This window comes from Kurthia senegalensis, assembly GCF_000285595.1.
Classification (GTDB): Bacteria; Bacillota; Bacilli; order Bacillales_A; family Planococcaceae; genus Kurthia; species Kurthia senegalensis.
This window is the reverse complement of record NZ_HE611065.1, coordinates 389,701-403,463: the sequence shown is the minus strand read 5'-3', so window position 1 is coordinate 403,463 and position 13,763 is coordinate 389,701. Positions and strand designations below refer to the sequence as shown.

The following is a 13,763-nucleotide window of genomic DNA, read 5'->3' as shown; positions in this document are numbered from 1 at the left end:
GCAATCATCCCGCACATTCACACATATTTTTTGTTCTTCACAATTAAATATCGGGGGAAACACTTCAATATCCAATCAACATTCTAGAAGTAGAATTAGTTGTTTTAGAAGGGAGTACAACATGAGAAAAAAAGTACTAATCTTACCGATTGTTATGGCGTTTATGGCTCTAGTTTTATCTGGCTGTGAACCATTGATGGTATTTGATCCGAAAGGTCCGAACGCTCGTACACTTTCGAATACTATCTTAATTTCGATCGCTACAATGATAATCATTCTTTTAGCTGTTTACATTATCCTTGCTGTTGTATTAACAAAATACCGTGCAAGCAAATTACCAGCTGATTACGAACCACCTCACGAGGAAGGTAACCGTAAATTAGAATTTCTTTGGACTGCAATTCCAATCGTCATTGTTGCATTCTTAGCTGTCGTAACAATTTGGTCATTAGAAAAGGTTGAACAACCACAAACTGAAGGTTATGCAAACAAAACACCTTTAGTAATTTATGCATCATCATCAGAATGGAAATGGCACTTCAGTTATCCTGAAGAAGGAATTGAAACAGTTAACTACGTAAACATTCCTACAGACCGTCCTATCGAATTCCGTTTGTATTCTTACGGTATGATGACAAGTTTCTGGGTTCCACAATTAGCGGGACAAAAATATGCAATGAGTGACATGGTAACAAAAATTCACTTAGCTGCAGAAGAAGAGGGCGAATACTTCGGCCGTAACAGTTTATTTAACGGTCCTGGATTCGAAGCTCAACAATTCGAAGTACAAGCTATGAAACAAGCAGACTACGACGAATGGGTTCAAGATGTTCAATCTTCAGAACCAAAACTTACAGAAGAAAAATTCAACGAATTACTTAACGCTGCCCACGTTGGCCGCGAAAGTTTCTCTTCTACTCACTTATCATTCAGTCCAGCACCAGCATCACATGCTGATATGATGAAAGCTGAAACTTATAACAAAGCGAAAGCAGATCAAACTGGTAACGGTAGCCTTCATATTCACCGTCAACAAGGTCACCCAGCTGAATAATAATATCTTCTAAAAAGTAGAAGCAAGAAAGGAGTCACACTAAATTGATGAGTTTTGACGCAATCGTTGCACCGCTAAAAGAACCTATGGTATTCGGTACCTTCATTGGTATCGTAGTAGCTTCATTAGCTGTTGTAATCGGTTTAACTTACTTCAAAAAATGGGGTTGGTTATATCGTGAATGGCTAACTACAGTTGACCATAAACGTATCGGTGTAATGTACATTTTTGTTGCTTTAATTATGCTATTCCGTGGTGGCGTAGACGCATTACTAATGCGTGCACAAACCGCTATTCCGGAAAATGGTTTATTAAACTCTGAACACTATAACGAAATCTTCACAACGCACGGTCTATTAATGATCTTATTCGTTGCGATGCCATTCGTTATCGGTCTTATGAACGTTGCGATTCCACTACAAATTGGTGCTCGTGACGTAGCATTCCCACGCTTAAATTTACTAAGCTTCTGGTTAACAGTAGCTGGTGTAATCTTACTTAACATTTCGTTTATTTTTGGTGGATCACCAAACGCAGGTTGGACAGGTTACTTCCCACTTGCAGGTCCTGAGTACAACCCAGGTGTTGGTAATAACTACTACGCTTGGTCAATCCAAATTTCAGGTTTCGGTACGTTAATGACAGGTATTAACTTCATTACGACGATCATGAAAATGCGTGCACCTGGTATGACGCTTATGAGAATGCCAATGTTTACTTGGTCAATCTTAATTACAAGCTTAATCATCACTTGTGCGTTCCCAGTAATCACTGTTGCAATGGCTATGATGACTTTAGACCGTCAAATGGGTACTAAATTCTTCGCTATGAGCGACGGTGGTATGGATATGCTTTATGCGAACTTATTCTGGGTATGGGGTCACCCTGAGGTTTACATCGTAATCCTTCCAGCATTCGGGGTCTTCTCTGAAGTTATCTCTACGTTCTCACGTAAAAACTTATTCGGTTATGGCTCAATGGTAGCTGCGATGGTAGTTATCTCTGTACTAGCATTCTTAGTATGGGCCCACCATTTCTACACAATGGGTCACGGCGTATTAACAAATGGTGTATTCTCAATTACTACAATGTTAATCGCTGTACCAACAGGTGTTAAGATCTTTAACTGGTTGCTTACAATGCGACACGGTAAAATTTCATTCACAACACCAATGCTTTACGCATTAGGCTTTATTCCAATCTTCACTATCGGTGGGGTTACTGGTGTAATGCTAGCAATGGCAAGTGCTGACTATCAATATCACAATACTTTATTCTTAGTTGCCCACTTCCACTATGTATTAATTCCTGGTACGGTATTCGCATTACTTGCGGGTTACCACTACTGGTGGCCAATTATTTGGGGCTTCCGTCTTAACGAAAAACTTGGTAAAGCAGCGTTCTGGACTTGTGCAGTATCATTCAATGTAACGTTCTTCCCAATGTTTATTCTTGGTTTAGATGGTTATGCTCGTCGTATGTACACTTACTCAGCATCAACTGGTTATGGTCCATTATCAATGGTATCATTCGTAGGTGCTTTAGGTATGGCTGTTACATTCTTATTAATTGGTTACAACATTTACTATTCATTCCGTCACGCACCACGCAACGAAGGTTCGGATCCATGGGATGCACGTTCACTTGAATGGTGTGTACACAACCCAGTTCCTGCTTACAACTTCTCAGTTATTCCAACAGTTTCTCAACTTGATGAATTTTGGTTTGCTAAGAAAGAAGGACGTAACCTTCAAGCTGGTGAAATTAAAGATATCCATATGCCAAACAACTCTCAAACTGCCTTCTGGCAAGGTATTGTCATGACATTATGGGCATTCTTCTTCGTTTGGGGAGAATGGATTCCAGCTGCTATTTGTTTAGTGATTACATTTGTATTCATGGCTCACCGTTCATTCCAAAAAGATGATGGTTACCACTTACATGCAGCTGAAATCGAAGAAACAGAACGCCTTTATGATTCAAATGGCGGATTGCGAGGTGCTAAATAATGTCTCATAACACAGACCATACTCAACCATTAGAATATTCTACAGAGCAAAACCGTCTGAATATTTACGGGTTCTGGATTTTCCTAGGCGCTGAGATCGTGTTGTTCGCTACATTATTCACAGTTTACTTCACGTTACAAGATCGTACAGGTTCAGGTCCTACTGGTGCAGAAATTTTCGAATTAACACCAGTTTTAATTGAAACATTCTTACTTCTAACAAGTTCATTCTTAATCGGTTTAGGTGTTCATGCAATGCGTCTTGGTCGTAAAAAACCAATGATCGTATTTTACATCTTGACATTGATTTTAGGTTTAGGCTTCTTAGTAGTTGAAATTGATGAATTCTTCACATACGTTCATGATGGCGCTACAATTCAAACAAGTGCATTCGTATCATCATTAATGACAACAATCGGTACTCACGGAGCCCACGTAACATTCGGTTTATTCTGGGGTGCTTCAATCATCATCCAAATTGCTCGTCGTGGAATTAACGCTCGTACAGCGAATAAAGCGTTTATCTTCTCACTATACTGGCATTTCCTTGATGTTGTATGGATCTTCATCTTCAGCTTTATTTACTTGAAAGGATTGATGTAATATGGCAGAATTGTTCCCTAAAGAACACGTCGTTGGATTCGTTGGATCTCTTATTCTAACAATCGCTGCACTGTCCGTTGTGTGGTTTGACGTATCAATGGTAGTTGGTATGATTATTCTGCTTGTTACAGCATTGATTCAAGCAGCTGTCCAATTAATGTTATTCATGCACATCGGTGAAACAGACGATAAAGTTGATATTTGGGTTGCGACATTATTCGCATTCGGTATCGGTATTATTACAATTATCGGTTCACTATTATGTATGATCTGGGGTTACTAATCCCGTAAAAGTTTAGTTCCCTCGAAAAAAGGTTGCAAGCATATGCTTGCAACCTTTTTTATCGTTATTTTATTTAGAAATGGGTGTTTGTTGGACCGATTTATAATAGCGCCCTTTTTCTTGATATTCACTCAAAATACGTGCCATATCTGCTCGATCTTCATCGTTTAACTCACGTACGACTTTAGCAGGTCTACCGAAAGCGAGTGTGTTCGGTGGGATAATTTTACCTTGTGTTACGAGACTACCTGCACCGATGAATGCGCCTTCGCCAATTTCTGCACCGTCTAATACGATAGAAGCCATGCCTACGAGAGCACCTTTTTTCACGTGACAACTATGCAACGTTACTTGGTGACCAATCGTTACATCATCTTCTAAAATGAGCGGATACGCAGGGCTCTGATGTAAACAACTTAAATCTTGAACGTTTACACGTTCGCCAATCATTGTTGGCGATACGTCGCCTCGAATGACCGTATTGAAAAAAATAGAAGAATCTTTGCCAATTGTGACATCGCCTGTAATGACAACACCATCTGCTAAAAATACAGATGAATCAATTGTCGGTTTTTTATCTTTGAAAGGGTAAAGCATGATCAATCTCCTCATTTCTTAAAAAGTTATAGTTATCGTATCAAAGTATGTAGGTTATTGGAACAGTTATTGTCTTATATGCGTTACAATAGAAAGAGCAAAAAGAGGGGGCGAATGACAATGTGGAAATGGGAGGCAGATGGCCAACCGAAAGGGATTGCGGTAATCGTACATAATGCGTACGAAAACCATAGACGCTACGCATGGTTAATTGAAGAATTGCGTTCTAGAGGTTTTCATGTAATTACAGGTGATTTGCCAGGGCATGGAGAAGAGAGCAAACATCGCAAAGCACATGATGAACCGATTAAAGAATATGAAAAATATATGAAGCGCATGATGGAAACGGCTTTTGAGTATAATTTGCCTGTATTTTTATTTGGACACGGTATGGGTGCTACATTTGCGTTATACGGTGTAATGAAGTACGGTTACGAAGTTGCTGGGCTTATTTTAACTTCGACATGGTTTCAACTCGTACATCAACCATCACGTGTAACGAATGCGTTACCAGGTTTTAGTAAAGTTGCGGGGTCCTTAAAAATTAGACATGATGTGACGTTTAAACAGCTAACACGTAACTATGATGCCTATTTAGAAATGAAAGACGATCCAACGTATAATTCTACAGTAACAGTGCGTTGGTACAATGAACTGCACCATTTTATGAAAGCTTTGCAACAATCAACGCAAAAATTGCCAAACGTCCCTGTTTTAATGATGAACGGTGGAAATGATAAAGTAGTAGATGTGACGTATGCGAAGAAATGGCTCTTAAAACAAGAATTATCAGCATTTACATATAAGGAATGGAAAGGATGCCACCACGACTTATATTTAGAACCTGAGCGAGATATTATTTTCTCGTATGTAGAAAGTTTCTTGTTGAATGAATTGAAATCTATTGGTTATATCGTTAATTAAACGAACGATTAATTATATTTAATTAAAAATGTTCGTTTTTTACGAATTCTTCTTTTTTTGAAGAATTCGTATTTTTTATTTTAAACAAATATGTTTGTTTCCTATAAAAACACACGGTGCAAAACGTGGTATTTTATGGATATGATATAAAGTTTTTTAAGGAGAACAATTTTAGTTTTTTACAAAAAATACAAAGAACATTGATATATCAACGTTTTATTTTATTGAAAAATAATAAATGTATTTTTACAGAGTACAAAAAATAGAACAATAGTATGTTTTTATCGTTGGAATGTTTTTCTTGGTGGAACCTCTTTATTTTAGTTCGTTTGTTTCTTATAATGAATATATTGTTATAGCGAAAGATTATTTTAGTATATTTAGTAAAAGACGAACGCAACTAGAAGGGACGAACAACATGGAAGTCATTCAAAAAATTTATGATTTACTTTGGGGACCGTGGATGATTTACGGCATAATGATTGTCGGTTTAATTTTCACGATTGCTACGAAAGGTGTACAAGTACGATTTCTCAAAGATATGTTTGGACAAATATTCACCGGCAAGAAATCTGAAGCCGGTGTTTCATCATTCCAAGCGATGTCGATGGCACTCTCAGGTCGTATCGGAACAGGGAATATTGCAGGAACAGCGACAGCGATTGCTTTCGGTGGTCCAGGGGCAATCTTTTGGATGTGGGCTATTGCTTTCATCGGTTCTGCAACAGCTTACGTAGAATCTACTTTGGCACAAATTTATAAAGAAGAACGAAATGGTGTATATCGTGGTGGTCCAGCTTATTACATACATAAGTTTACAGGGAAACGTTGGTTAGGAATGATTTTTGCTGTTGCAGCATTGATTGCCATGTCATTTTTACAACCGACTGTTCAAGCCAATGCGATTGCAGATGCGATGAATAATGCATTTGCTATTCCGCATTGGGTGTCAGGTTTAGGTGTTTGTTTAATTTTAGGGTTGATTATCGTTGGTGGCGTGAAGAGAATCGCCAATGCAGCATCGGTCATCGTTCCGTTTATGGCAGCGGCATATATTCTCGTTGCAGCCATTATTATTATTTTGAATATTGATCAAGTCCCAGCCATATTCGGCCTAATCTTACGAAGTGCGTTTGGAGTTGATACGATGTTCGGTGGGATAATTGGTGCAGCAATCGCTTGGGGTGTGAAACGTGGTATTTATGCAAATGAAGCCGGACAAGGTACAGGTGCCCATCCTGCCGCAGCAGCAGAAGTATCTCATCCAGTGAAACAAGGTTTAGTACAAGCGGCGAGCGTATACATTGATACGTTTTTAGTTTGTACGGCAACGGCGTTTATGGTGCTATTTACAGGCATGTATAACGTACAAGAAGACGATGGAAAAGGGAAATTTATCGTTGAGAATATTCCAGGTATCGAAGCGGGTACAGCCTTTACACAAAAGGCGGTCGACGCCGCATTTCCAATTGATGGTTTCGGTACGATTTTCGTCGCACTTGCGTTGTTCTTCTTTGCTTTTACAACGACGATGGCTTACTACTATATTGCAGAAACGAACGTCGCATATATTTTTGATGGCAAACGTCAAAAAATCGCAATTCGTATCGTGCAGGTAATCATTTTAATAGCGACTTATTTCGGTGCCGTACGTCCATCTGAATCAGCGTGGACATTAGGGGATATCGGTCTAGGCATTATGGTGTGGGTTAACGTCATTTCATTATTATTCTTAGTGAAACCTGCATTAATTGCTTTGAAAGATTTTGAACAACAAAAAAAAGCAGGGAAAGATCCTGTTTTTAATCCAGAAAAACTAGGTATTAAAAATGCCGATTTTTGGATGAAATCGAAAAAATAGTACGTAATTTAAACGGATTAATTCCTTTAATTGGTTAAAGGGATTAGTTCGTTTTTTATATTGTTTACGGATAAGTGAAATTTGTTGCAAAAAGCAAAAAATTAAAATATAGTATTTCTATAGGAATTCAATTGACTGACGAGTCAGTTAGGGGATAAACGATGGATAATCAAAAAATAACGAAGGAACAACGAAAAGAACAACTTGTTAACATTGCACTTGAAATGTTTGGAACGGTTGGTTATACGAAAACAAAAGTGTCCGATATCGTTTCAAAAGCCGACGTTTCGCAAGGAACTTTTTATTGGTATTTCAAAAGTAAGTTAGAAATTGCTTCATATATATTAGAACGGGGAAATGAACAAATACTACAACGTATTGCGATTGGATATCGGGACGAAAAAGTGCCGGTATCGACATCGGTTCAATCTTCTACTAAATTATTTGAGTCTCTTTTTCGTTTTGCAGAAGAGAACCGTTTTTTGATGATGTTATTGTTTAAAGGTGTGCATACAGAACCGAAGTTACAACAACAAGTATTAGCGATTAAAAAAAATATGGAACGTGCATTTGCACACAATATTGAGCAAGCGCAAAAATTCCATATGGTTGCAGAAAATAAAACGCCTGCAATTCAAGCGATTTTCATTATGAGTTTAATGGAAGGCGTGCTAATCAGGTGGTTGGAACGAGATGAAACATTGCATGACAAATCGTTAAGTGAACTAGTGGAAAATACGGTTCACTTTGAGTTCTTTGGAATCTTTGGAGTATAAACTAGGAGGAATTATCGTTATGAAAAAAGCAGGTATTTTTGCGTCACTTGTTGCCGCATCAGCATTAGTATTAGGAGCTTGTGGGTCGTCAAGTGATAAAAGCGCGGACGACAACGTATTAAAACAAGTTCAAAAAGATGGCGAAATTACAGTCGGAATCATGGGCACATATGCACCATATAACTACATGGACAAAAATAAAGAATACACAGGTTTCGACGTTGACATTGCGAAAGAAGTTGCGAAACGTTTGGACGTAAAAGCGAAATTTGTAGCACAAGATTTTTCTGGTTTAATTCCAGGACTTCAAAAAGGTAAATTTGATATGCTCGTTAGCCAAGTAACGATTACAGACGAACGTAAAAAACAAATTGATTTTACAGAACCATACATTACAAACGAAGTAAAAGCAATCGTTAAAGATGACAATACGACAATTAAAACAGTAGAAGATTTTAAAGGTAAAAAATCGGTGTCGGCCTTGGTACAAATGATGAAACATACCTACGTACAGAGTTAATGAAACAAGTAGGCGATTTTAAAATTAATACGTACGATGATGTTATTACGACATTAAAAGATTTAAATGCAGGTCGTATTGATGCGACTGTGAACAACGTTTTTGCCCTTCAACCAGTCATTGAAGAAAATGGTTACAAAATTAAAGCAGTTGGTGAAGCTTTAAAATCAGATAAAGCAGCGATTGCCGTTGAAAAAGGTCAATCAGATTTAGTAAAAGCACTAGATGATGCATTAAATGATATGGAAAAAGACGGCACATATACGAAAATTTATAAAAAATGGTTTAACGAAGAACCACAAGAAGAATATACAAAATAGTAAAGTAGGGACTAACTGTGCAACTAATATTGGATAACTGGCAATTTTTATTGCAAGGTGCATATTACACGTTAATGATTACAATTATTTCGATGTTTTTCGGCTTAATTTTAGGACTTTTAATTGCGATTTTACGCGTTAAAGGAAATAGCGTCGGACGAAATATTGCACGATTTTACGTATCGATTATTCGAGGTACGCCACCGCTCGTGCAAATTTTCATCGTGTATTACGGACTAAGTGATTTTGGATTACAACTAGAGCCAATTCCGGCTGCATGTATCGCTTTAAGCATTAATATTGCGGCATACGTAGCGGAGGCTTTCCGTGGGGCATTGCAATCTGTACCGAAAGGTCAAATGGAAGCGGCACTCGCTTCTGGTATGACAGAAGGACAAGCGATGCGACGTATCGTCATTCCACAAGCTTTCCGTTATGCGATTCCACCGATTGGGAATACGTTCGTTGGGATGTTGAAAGAAACATCCCTCGTGTCGGCTATCGCCGTAACAGAATTAATGCGAGCAGCCCAATTGTTAGTTGCTCAGTATTATACGTACTTACCGTTCTATTTAGCAATCGCTGTGATGTACTGGGTGATGAGTATGTTCTTTACATTTATTTTAGGGAAAATCGAGAAGAAATTATCGGTTTATTAAGGAGCAATGAAGATGATTACAGTAGAACATTTAGCGAAAAGCTTCGGCGATCATGAAGTGCTACACGATATTTCGATAACGATTCCTGCGCACGAAGTCGTGGCAGTAATTGGACCTTCAGGCTCGGGTAAAAGTACCTTTTTAAGATGTTTGAATGGTTTAGAACAATTAACGAGCGGAAAAATTACGGTGAACAATCATACACTCGATGCCGATATGAAAAAGCGACAAATGCAACAAGCAATTTTCGCAATTCGTCAACATACGGGTATGGTTTTCCAACAGTTTAATTTATACCCTCATAAAACGGTCATAGAAAATGTTATGGAATCTTTACTTGTCGTGAAAGAAATGAAAAAAGTCGACGCTGAAAAACGTGCGAAAGCATTGCTTGAAAAAGTAGGCTTGTTAGAAAAAATCGATGCTTATCCATCGCATTTATCAGGTGGTCAACAACAGCGTGTTGCGATTGCGAGAGCACTTGCGATGGAACCGGCTTTAATGTTATTTGACGAACCGACATCTGCCCTCGATCCAGAGCTCGTTGGAGATGTATTGAACGTAATGAAAAACTTAGCTGAAGATGGCATGACGATGGTTATCGTCACACATGAAATGAACTTTGCGCGAGATGTGGCAGATCGAATTTTATTTATGGCAGATGGCAAAATTATCGAAGATGCGAAAAATCCGAAGCAGTTTTTTGAAGCGCCGGAAACAGCGCGTGCACAACAATTTATTCAAAAAGTAAATGAATTTTAGGAGTGTTATTCATGCAAATTAAAGCGAATTGGACAGGCGGGAGAGCATTTACAGCCGTTGGTGATACAGGTTTCCCAATGACGATGGATGCGACTTCTAACTACGGTGGAGATTCTTCTGCACCGACACCTACAGAAATGTTATTGAGTGCTTTAGCAGGCTGCATCGGTATTGACGTAACGATGATTTTAAAACCTCATTTAGACAAAATTGAAAAATTAGAAATCATCGTAGACGGCGAACGTCGAGAAGAATTACCGAAATCGTTTACGACAGCACATATTACTTTTCACGTAGATGGTGACATCGCAGCGAAAAAAGTATGGCGAGCGATTAAATTAGGAGAAGAGAAATATTGTGCCGTATCAGCATCATTACGTACGGAAATTACACATTCTCTTATTTTAAACGGTGAGGAAGTTTCGGAAGATTAAACGATACAAAAAAGGAGGAAATGCATACGTGCATTTCCTCCTTTTTTTATGTTCGACTGCCGTTTATGAAACGGTATACGGTTTTACTTTTTCAAGCGCAATAATGAATGGTGGGTCATTTTTTTGGTTTAAAAAGTCGTAACGTAACACGTGGACTTGTTTTTGAGGTAGTTGTTCGACGAAGTGGAGTACCGCATCACGTTCTTCTTTACCACCTTCATGTCCATGATAGACGACGAGTACGATGATGCCATTTATTTTAAGACGTACTAACAATTGATTGATGGCGTCAATCGTCGTTTGACCGTGCGTTGTAACAGTATGGTCTGCACCTGGAAGGTAGCCAAGATTAAAAATGGCACCACCAATCGGTTCTTCGACATACTGTTTAACTTTTTCGTGTCCGTCTAAAATTAATGTCGTACGTTCAAAAAGTTCATGTTCTTTTAAACGAGCAGCTGTCGCATCGAGTGCTTGTTGTTGCACGTCGAATGCAAATACATGACCAGTATCGCCAACGAGTTTGGCTAAATACAATGTGTCATGCCCGTTTCCAGCTGTGGCATCCACAGCTACATCTCCAAAATCAATCGATTGTCTTAACAATGTTTTCGCGTAGTCTAATACGCGTTCGAGCTTCATTTTGTTGTCACGTCTTCTTTCTTATATAATTTCCCTTGCCAGCTATCACGTCGTTTTAGCTCAGCATCAATTCCATTTAGTACTTCCCATTTGTTTACAGACCACATTGGACCGACCATTAAATCAATCGGACCGTCACCTGTAATACGTTGTACGACCATTTCAGGTGGAATTAATTCAAGCTGGTCTGCTACGAGTTGGATGTACGCATCTTTCTCCATTAATTCAAGTTGCCCTTTTTCGTATTGTTTTACGAGAGGTGTCCCTTTTAATAAATGAAGTAAGTGGATTTTAATCGCTTGTACGTCCAGTTGACCTGCAACGCGAGCCGTTTCTAGCATCATATCGTAATCTTCAAGTGGAAGACCGTTAATAATATGTGTGCAGACGCGAATACCGTGTTTGCGAAGTTTTTCAACGCCTTCAACGTACGTTTGGAAGTCATGCGCGCGGTTAATTAAATTAGCTGTGCGTTCATGAATCGTTTGTAAACCAAGTTCGACCCATAAATACGTACGTTCATTTAATTCGGCTAAATATTCTACGACGTCGTCTGGTAAACAGTCTGGACGCGTTGCAATACTAAGACCCATAACACCTTCACAAGCAAGTGCTGCTTCGAATTTTTCTTTTAAAACAGGAAGTGGTGCATGTGTATTCGTATACGCTTGGAAATAGGCCATCGTTTTACCATTTTTCCATTTATGTTGCATACGTTCTTTAATCATTTCAAATTGTACTGGAATGGGATCAACACGATCACCTGCAAAGTCACCAGAGCCTGCTGCTGAACAAAAAGTACAGCCACCGAATGCAACTGTACCATCACGGTTTGGACAATCAAAACCTGCGTCTAATGCGACTTTATAAACTTTACAGCCAAATTCATCGCGTAAATAGCGATTCCATGTATAATAACGTTTTCCGTCAGATGGAAACGGAAATTCAGTTGGATTTGTTTCTGTCATTTCTCAATTCACTCCTCAACAATTCATTGTAACATGATGAAACGGGCTAGACGATATTTTTTTACTCAGCCGAAAGTATGAGTTTGTTTTCACTTATTGTCAATTTAGGTCATCGTCTGATACGATGACAAAAGAATTAAAAATAGAGGAGGTATCATATGCCAAAAAGTGTATGGCTTCTAATTATAGGGATGGTCGTAAATACAGTCGGAAACTCTTTTTTATGGCCACTCAACACAATATATATGCACAATCATTTAGGACAATCGCTAACGGTAGCGGGGATTGTTTTAATGACGAACTCAGGGGCGGCGATTTTCGGAAATTTACTTGGCGGTCATTTATTTGACCGTATTGGAGGATATAAGACGATATTGCTTGGCACGATTTTAACGATCATCGGGTTACTCGCTTTGACTTTTTGGCATAGCTGGTATCCATACGTCATCTTGTTGACGTTTATCGGATTTAGCGGAGGGATGATTTTCCCTTGTATGTTCGCAATGGTCGGAAGTGCTTGGCCAGAAGGGGGACGAAAAGCATTCAATGCGATTTATTTAGCTCAAAATTTAGGTGTTGCGTTTGGACCGGCATTGGCTGGGATTGTAGCGGGTTTTAGTTTTGATTATATTTTCGCCGCAAACTTTATTATGTACATCGTCTTCTTATTATTCGTTTTGAAATACAAAAAGATTCCTCAAGGAAGTGCTGTTGCACCGACGAATGTTATGAGTGAGCGAGGGAAGTCGTCAGACCGTGCCACGCTAACGGCACTTTGCATATTAGGAATCGGCTTTTTACTCGGTTGGGCGGTGTATTCACAATGGACGACGACGATTTCGACGTATACGCAAGAAGTTGGGGTTTCGCTTCAACAATATAGTTTACTTTGGATGATTAATGGTTTCTTAATCGTCCTCGGACAACCTATCATTTCGCCAATTGTGAAAAGGGTAGGCAATCGTTATCAGCTGTTAATGGTGGCAGGTGTCGTTATTTTCATCGTGTCATTTATCGTTCTAAGTTTTGCGGAGAGCTTCCATGCATTCATTTTAGCGATGGTTATTTTAACGTTCGGGGAAATGTTCGTTTGGCCAACTGTTCCGACGGTTGTCAGTGCTTTTTCACCGCCTGGAAGAGATGGGTTCTATCAAGGGTTGATTAATAGTTTTAGTACGACAGGACGTATGATTGGTCCGTTGATGGGTGGGGTATTAGCCGATCAGTTAGGAATGCATTTTACGTTTTACGTATTGATTGGTATTTTAGCGATTTCTATTATTCCATATTTACTTTACCAAGTCCCTTTAAGAAAACAAAAGATATAAAAACATCTCAATGTCTTGTCAATA

At 38.8% G+C, this 13,763-nt stretch carries 14 protein-coding genes and 1 pseudogene; 12 read left to right on the top strand and 3 right to left on the bottom strand.

All coding sequences use genetic code 11. The features are described 5' to 3' along the window. The first annotated feature begins 121 nt into the window (after positions 1-121). From qoxA to qoxD, 4 genes are read left to right on the top strand one after another with little or no spacing between them, the layout of a single operon-like run. Positions 122-1,054, top strand: coding sequence for a cytochrome aa3 quinol oxidase subunit II (qoxA, locus tag KSHG_RS07300; protein WP_010303899.1), 933 nt, complete (start codon positions 122-124; stop codon positions 1,052-1,054). Positions 1,055-1,101: 47 nt separating this feature from the next. Further along, entirely contained in the window at positions 1,102-3,063 is a 1,962-nt protein-coding gene (gene qoxB, locus KSHG_RS07295) for a cytochrome aa3 quinol oxidase subunit I (protein ID WP_042231481.1), read from the top strand. After that, positions 3,063-3,665: a cytochrome aa3 quinol oxidase subunit III gene (gene qoxC, locus KSHG_RS07290; RefSeq protein WP_010303889.1), complete on the top strand. Its 603-nt coding sequence runs from the start codon at positions 3,063-3,065 to the stop codon at positions 3,663-3,665. Before qoxB ends, qoxC begins: the two co-directional genes overlap by 1 nt. Before the next feature lies 1 nt (position 3,666). After that, positions 3,667-3,948, top strand: a complete 282-nt coding sequence (gene qoxD, locus KSHG_RS07285; protein ID WP_010303887.1) for a cytochrome aa3 quinol oxidase subunit IV — start codon at positions 3,667-3,669, stop codon at positions 3,946-3,948. 69 nt (positions 3,949-4,017) lie between these two features. On the opposite strand, the gene KSHG_RS07280 is transcribed toward qoxD, so the two are convergent. Further along, positions 4,018-4,545, bottom strand: a complete 528-nt coding sequence (locus KSHG_RS07280) for a gamma carbonic anhydrase (protein ID WP_010303886.1) — start codon at positions 4,543-4,545, stop codon at positions 4,018-4,020. Positions 4,546-4,665: 120 nt separating this feature from the next. On the opposite strand from KSHG_RS07280, the gene KSHG_RS07275 reads away from it, so the two are divergent. The 7 genes and pseudogenes from KSHG_RS07275 (at position 4,666) to KSHG_RS07245 (ending at position 10,801) form a co-directional block, all read left to right on the top strand. After that, complete coding sequence (locus KSHG_RS07275) at positions 4,666-5,469, top strand: alpha/beta hydrolase (RefSeq protein WP_010303884.1); 804 nt, start codon at positions 4,666-4,668, stop codon at positions 5,467-5,469. Positions 5,470-5,887: 418 nt separating this feature from the next. Further along, positions 5,888-7,330, top strand: coding sequence for an alanine/glycine:cation symporter family protein (locus tag KSHG_RS07270; RefSeq protein ID WP_010303882.1), 1,443 nt, complete (start codon positions 5,888-5,890; stop codon positions 7,328-7,330). Positions 7,331-7,491: 161 nt separating this feature from the next. After that, the gene (locus KSHG_RS07265; protein ID WP_010303879.1) at positions 7,492-8,106 is read left to right on the top strand and encodes a TetR/AcrR family transcriptional regulator; all 615 of its coding nucleotides are present in this window, start codon (positions 7,492-7,494) and stop codon (positions 8,104-8,106) included. Between the two features lie 10 nt (positions 8,107-8,116). Next, a pseudogene (locus KSHG_RS16355) lies at positions 8,117-8,946 on the top strand (substrate-binding periplasmic protein). A gap of 17 nt (positions 8,947-8,963) precedes the next feature. Further along, positions 8,964-9,605, top strand: coding sequence for an amino acid ABC transporter permease (locus KSHG_RS07255; RefSeq protein ID WP_010303877.1), 642 nt, complete (start codon positions 8,964-8,966; stop codon positions 9,603-9,605). Between the two features lie 12 nt (positions 9,606-9,617). After that, complete coding sequence (locus KSHG_RS07250) at positions 9,618-10,367, top strand: amino acid ABC transporter ATP-binding protein (protein WP_010303875.1); 750 nt, start codon at positions 9,618-9,620, stop codon at positions 10,365-10,367. Positions 10,368-10,378: 11 nt separating this feature from the next. Continuing rightward, positions 10,379-10,801: an OsmC family protein gene (locus tag KSHG_RS07245; protein WP_010303874.1), complete on the top strand. Its 423-nt coding sequence runs from the start codon at positions 10,379-10,381 to the stop codon at positions 10,799-10,801. 63 nt (positions 10,802-10,864) lie between these two features. On the opposite strand, the gene KSHG_RS07240 is transcribed toward KSHG_RS07245, so the two are convergent. Both KSHG_RS07240 and KSHG_RS07235 read right to left on the bottom strand, forming a co-directional pair. Next, positions 10,865-11,443: a class I SAM-dependent methyltransferase gene (locus KSHG_RS07240; protein ID WP_010303873.1), complete on the bottom strand. Its 579-nt coding sequence runs from the start codon at positions 11,441-11,443 to the stop codon at positions 10,865-10,867. Then, on the bottom strand, positions 11,440-12,411 hold the full coding sequence (locus KSHG_RS07235) for a TIGR01212 family radical SAM protein (RefSeq protein WP_010303872.1): 972 nt from the start codon (positions 12,409-12,411) through the stop codon (positions 11,440-11,442). The genes KSHG_RS07240 and KSHG_RS07235 overlap by 4 nt, the downstream gene beginning before the upstream one ends. 158 nt (positions 12,412-12,569) lie before the next feature. Between KSHG_RS07235 and KSHG_RS07230 the strand changes: the two genes are divergently transcribed. Next, a complete protein-coding gene (locus KSHG_RS07230; RefSeq protein ID WP_010303871.1) occupies positions 12,570-13,739 on the top strand; it encodes an MDR family MFS transporter in 1,170 nt (389 codons plus the stop codon). The last annotated feature ends 24 nt before the right edge of the window (positions 13,740-13,763 follow it).

Bases quoted from the DNA above. Each gene is read 5' to 3' on its own strand.
- qoxA (WP_010303899.1), top strand. From the start codon at position 122: ATGAGAAAAAAAGTACTAATCTTACCGATTGTTATGGCGTTTATGGCT.
- qoxB (WP_042231481.1), top strand. From the start codon at position 1,102: ATGAGTTTTGACGCAATCGTTGCACCGCTAAAAGAACCTATGGTATTC.
- qoxC (WP_010303889.1), top strand. From the start codon at position 3,063: ATGTCTCATAACACAGACCATACTCAACCATTAGAATATTCTACAGAG.
- qoxD (WP_010303887.1), top strand. From the start codon at position 3,667: ATGGCAGAATTGTTCCCTAAAGAACACGTCGTTGGATTCGTTGGATCT.
- KSHG_RS07280 (WP_010303886.1), bottom strand. From the start codon at position 4,545: ATGCTTTACCCTTTCAAAGATAAAAAACCGACAATTGATTCATCTGTA.
- KSHG_RS07275 (WP_010303884.1), top strand. From the start codon at position 4,666: ATGTGGAAATGGGAGGCAGATGGCCAACCGAAAGGGATTGCGGTAATC.
- KSHG_RS07270 (WP_010303882.1), top strand. From the start codon at position 5,888: ATGGAAGTCATTCAAAAAATTTATGATTTACTTTGGGGACCGTGGATG.
- KSHG_RS07265 (WP_010303879.1), top strand. From the start codon at position 7,492: ATGGATAATCAAAAAATAACGAAGGAACAACGAAAAGAACAACTTGTT.
- KSHG_RS07250 (WP_010303875.1), top strand. From the start codon at position 9,618: ATGATTACAGTAGAACATTTAGCGAAAAGCTTCGGCGATCATGAAGTG.
- KSHG_RS07245 (WP_010303874.1), top strand. From the start codon at position 10,379: ATGCAAATTAAAGCGAATTGGACAGGCGGGAGAGCATTTACAGCCGTT.
- KSHG_RS07240 (WP_010303873.1), bottom strand. From the start codon at position 11,443: ATGAAGCTCGAACGCGTATTAGACTACGCGAAAACATTGTTAAGACAA.
- KSHG_RS07235 (WP_010303872.1), bottom strand. From the start codon at position 12,411: ATGACAGAAACAAATCCAACTGAATTTCCGTTTCCATCTGACGGAAAA.
- KSHG_RS07230 (WP_010303871.1), top strand. From the start codon at position 12,570: ATGCCAAAAAGTGTATGGCTTCTAATTATAGGGATGGTCGTAAATACA.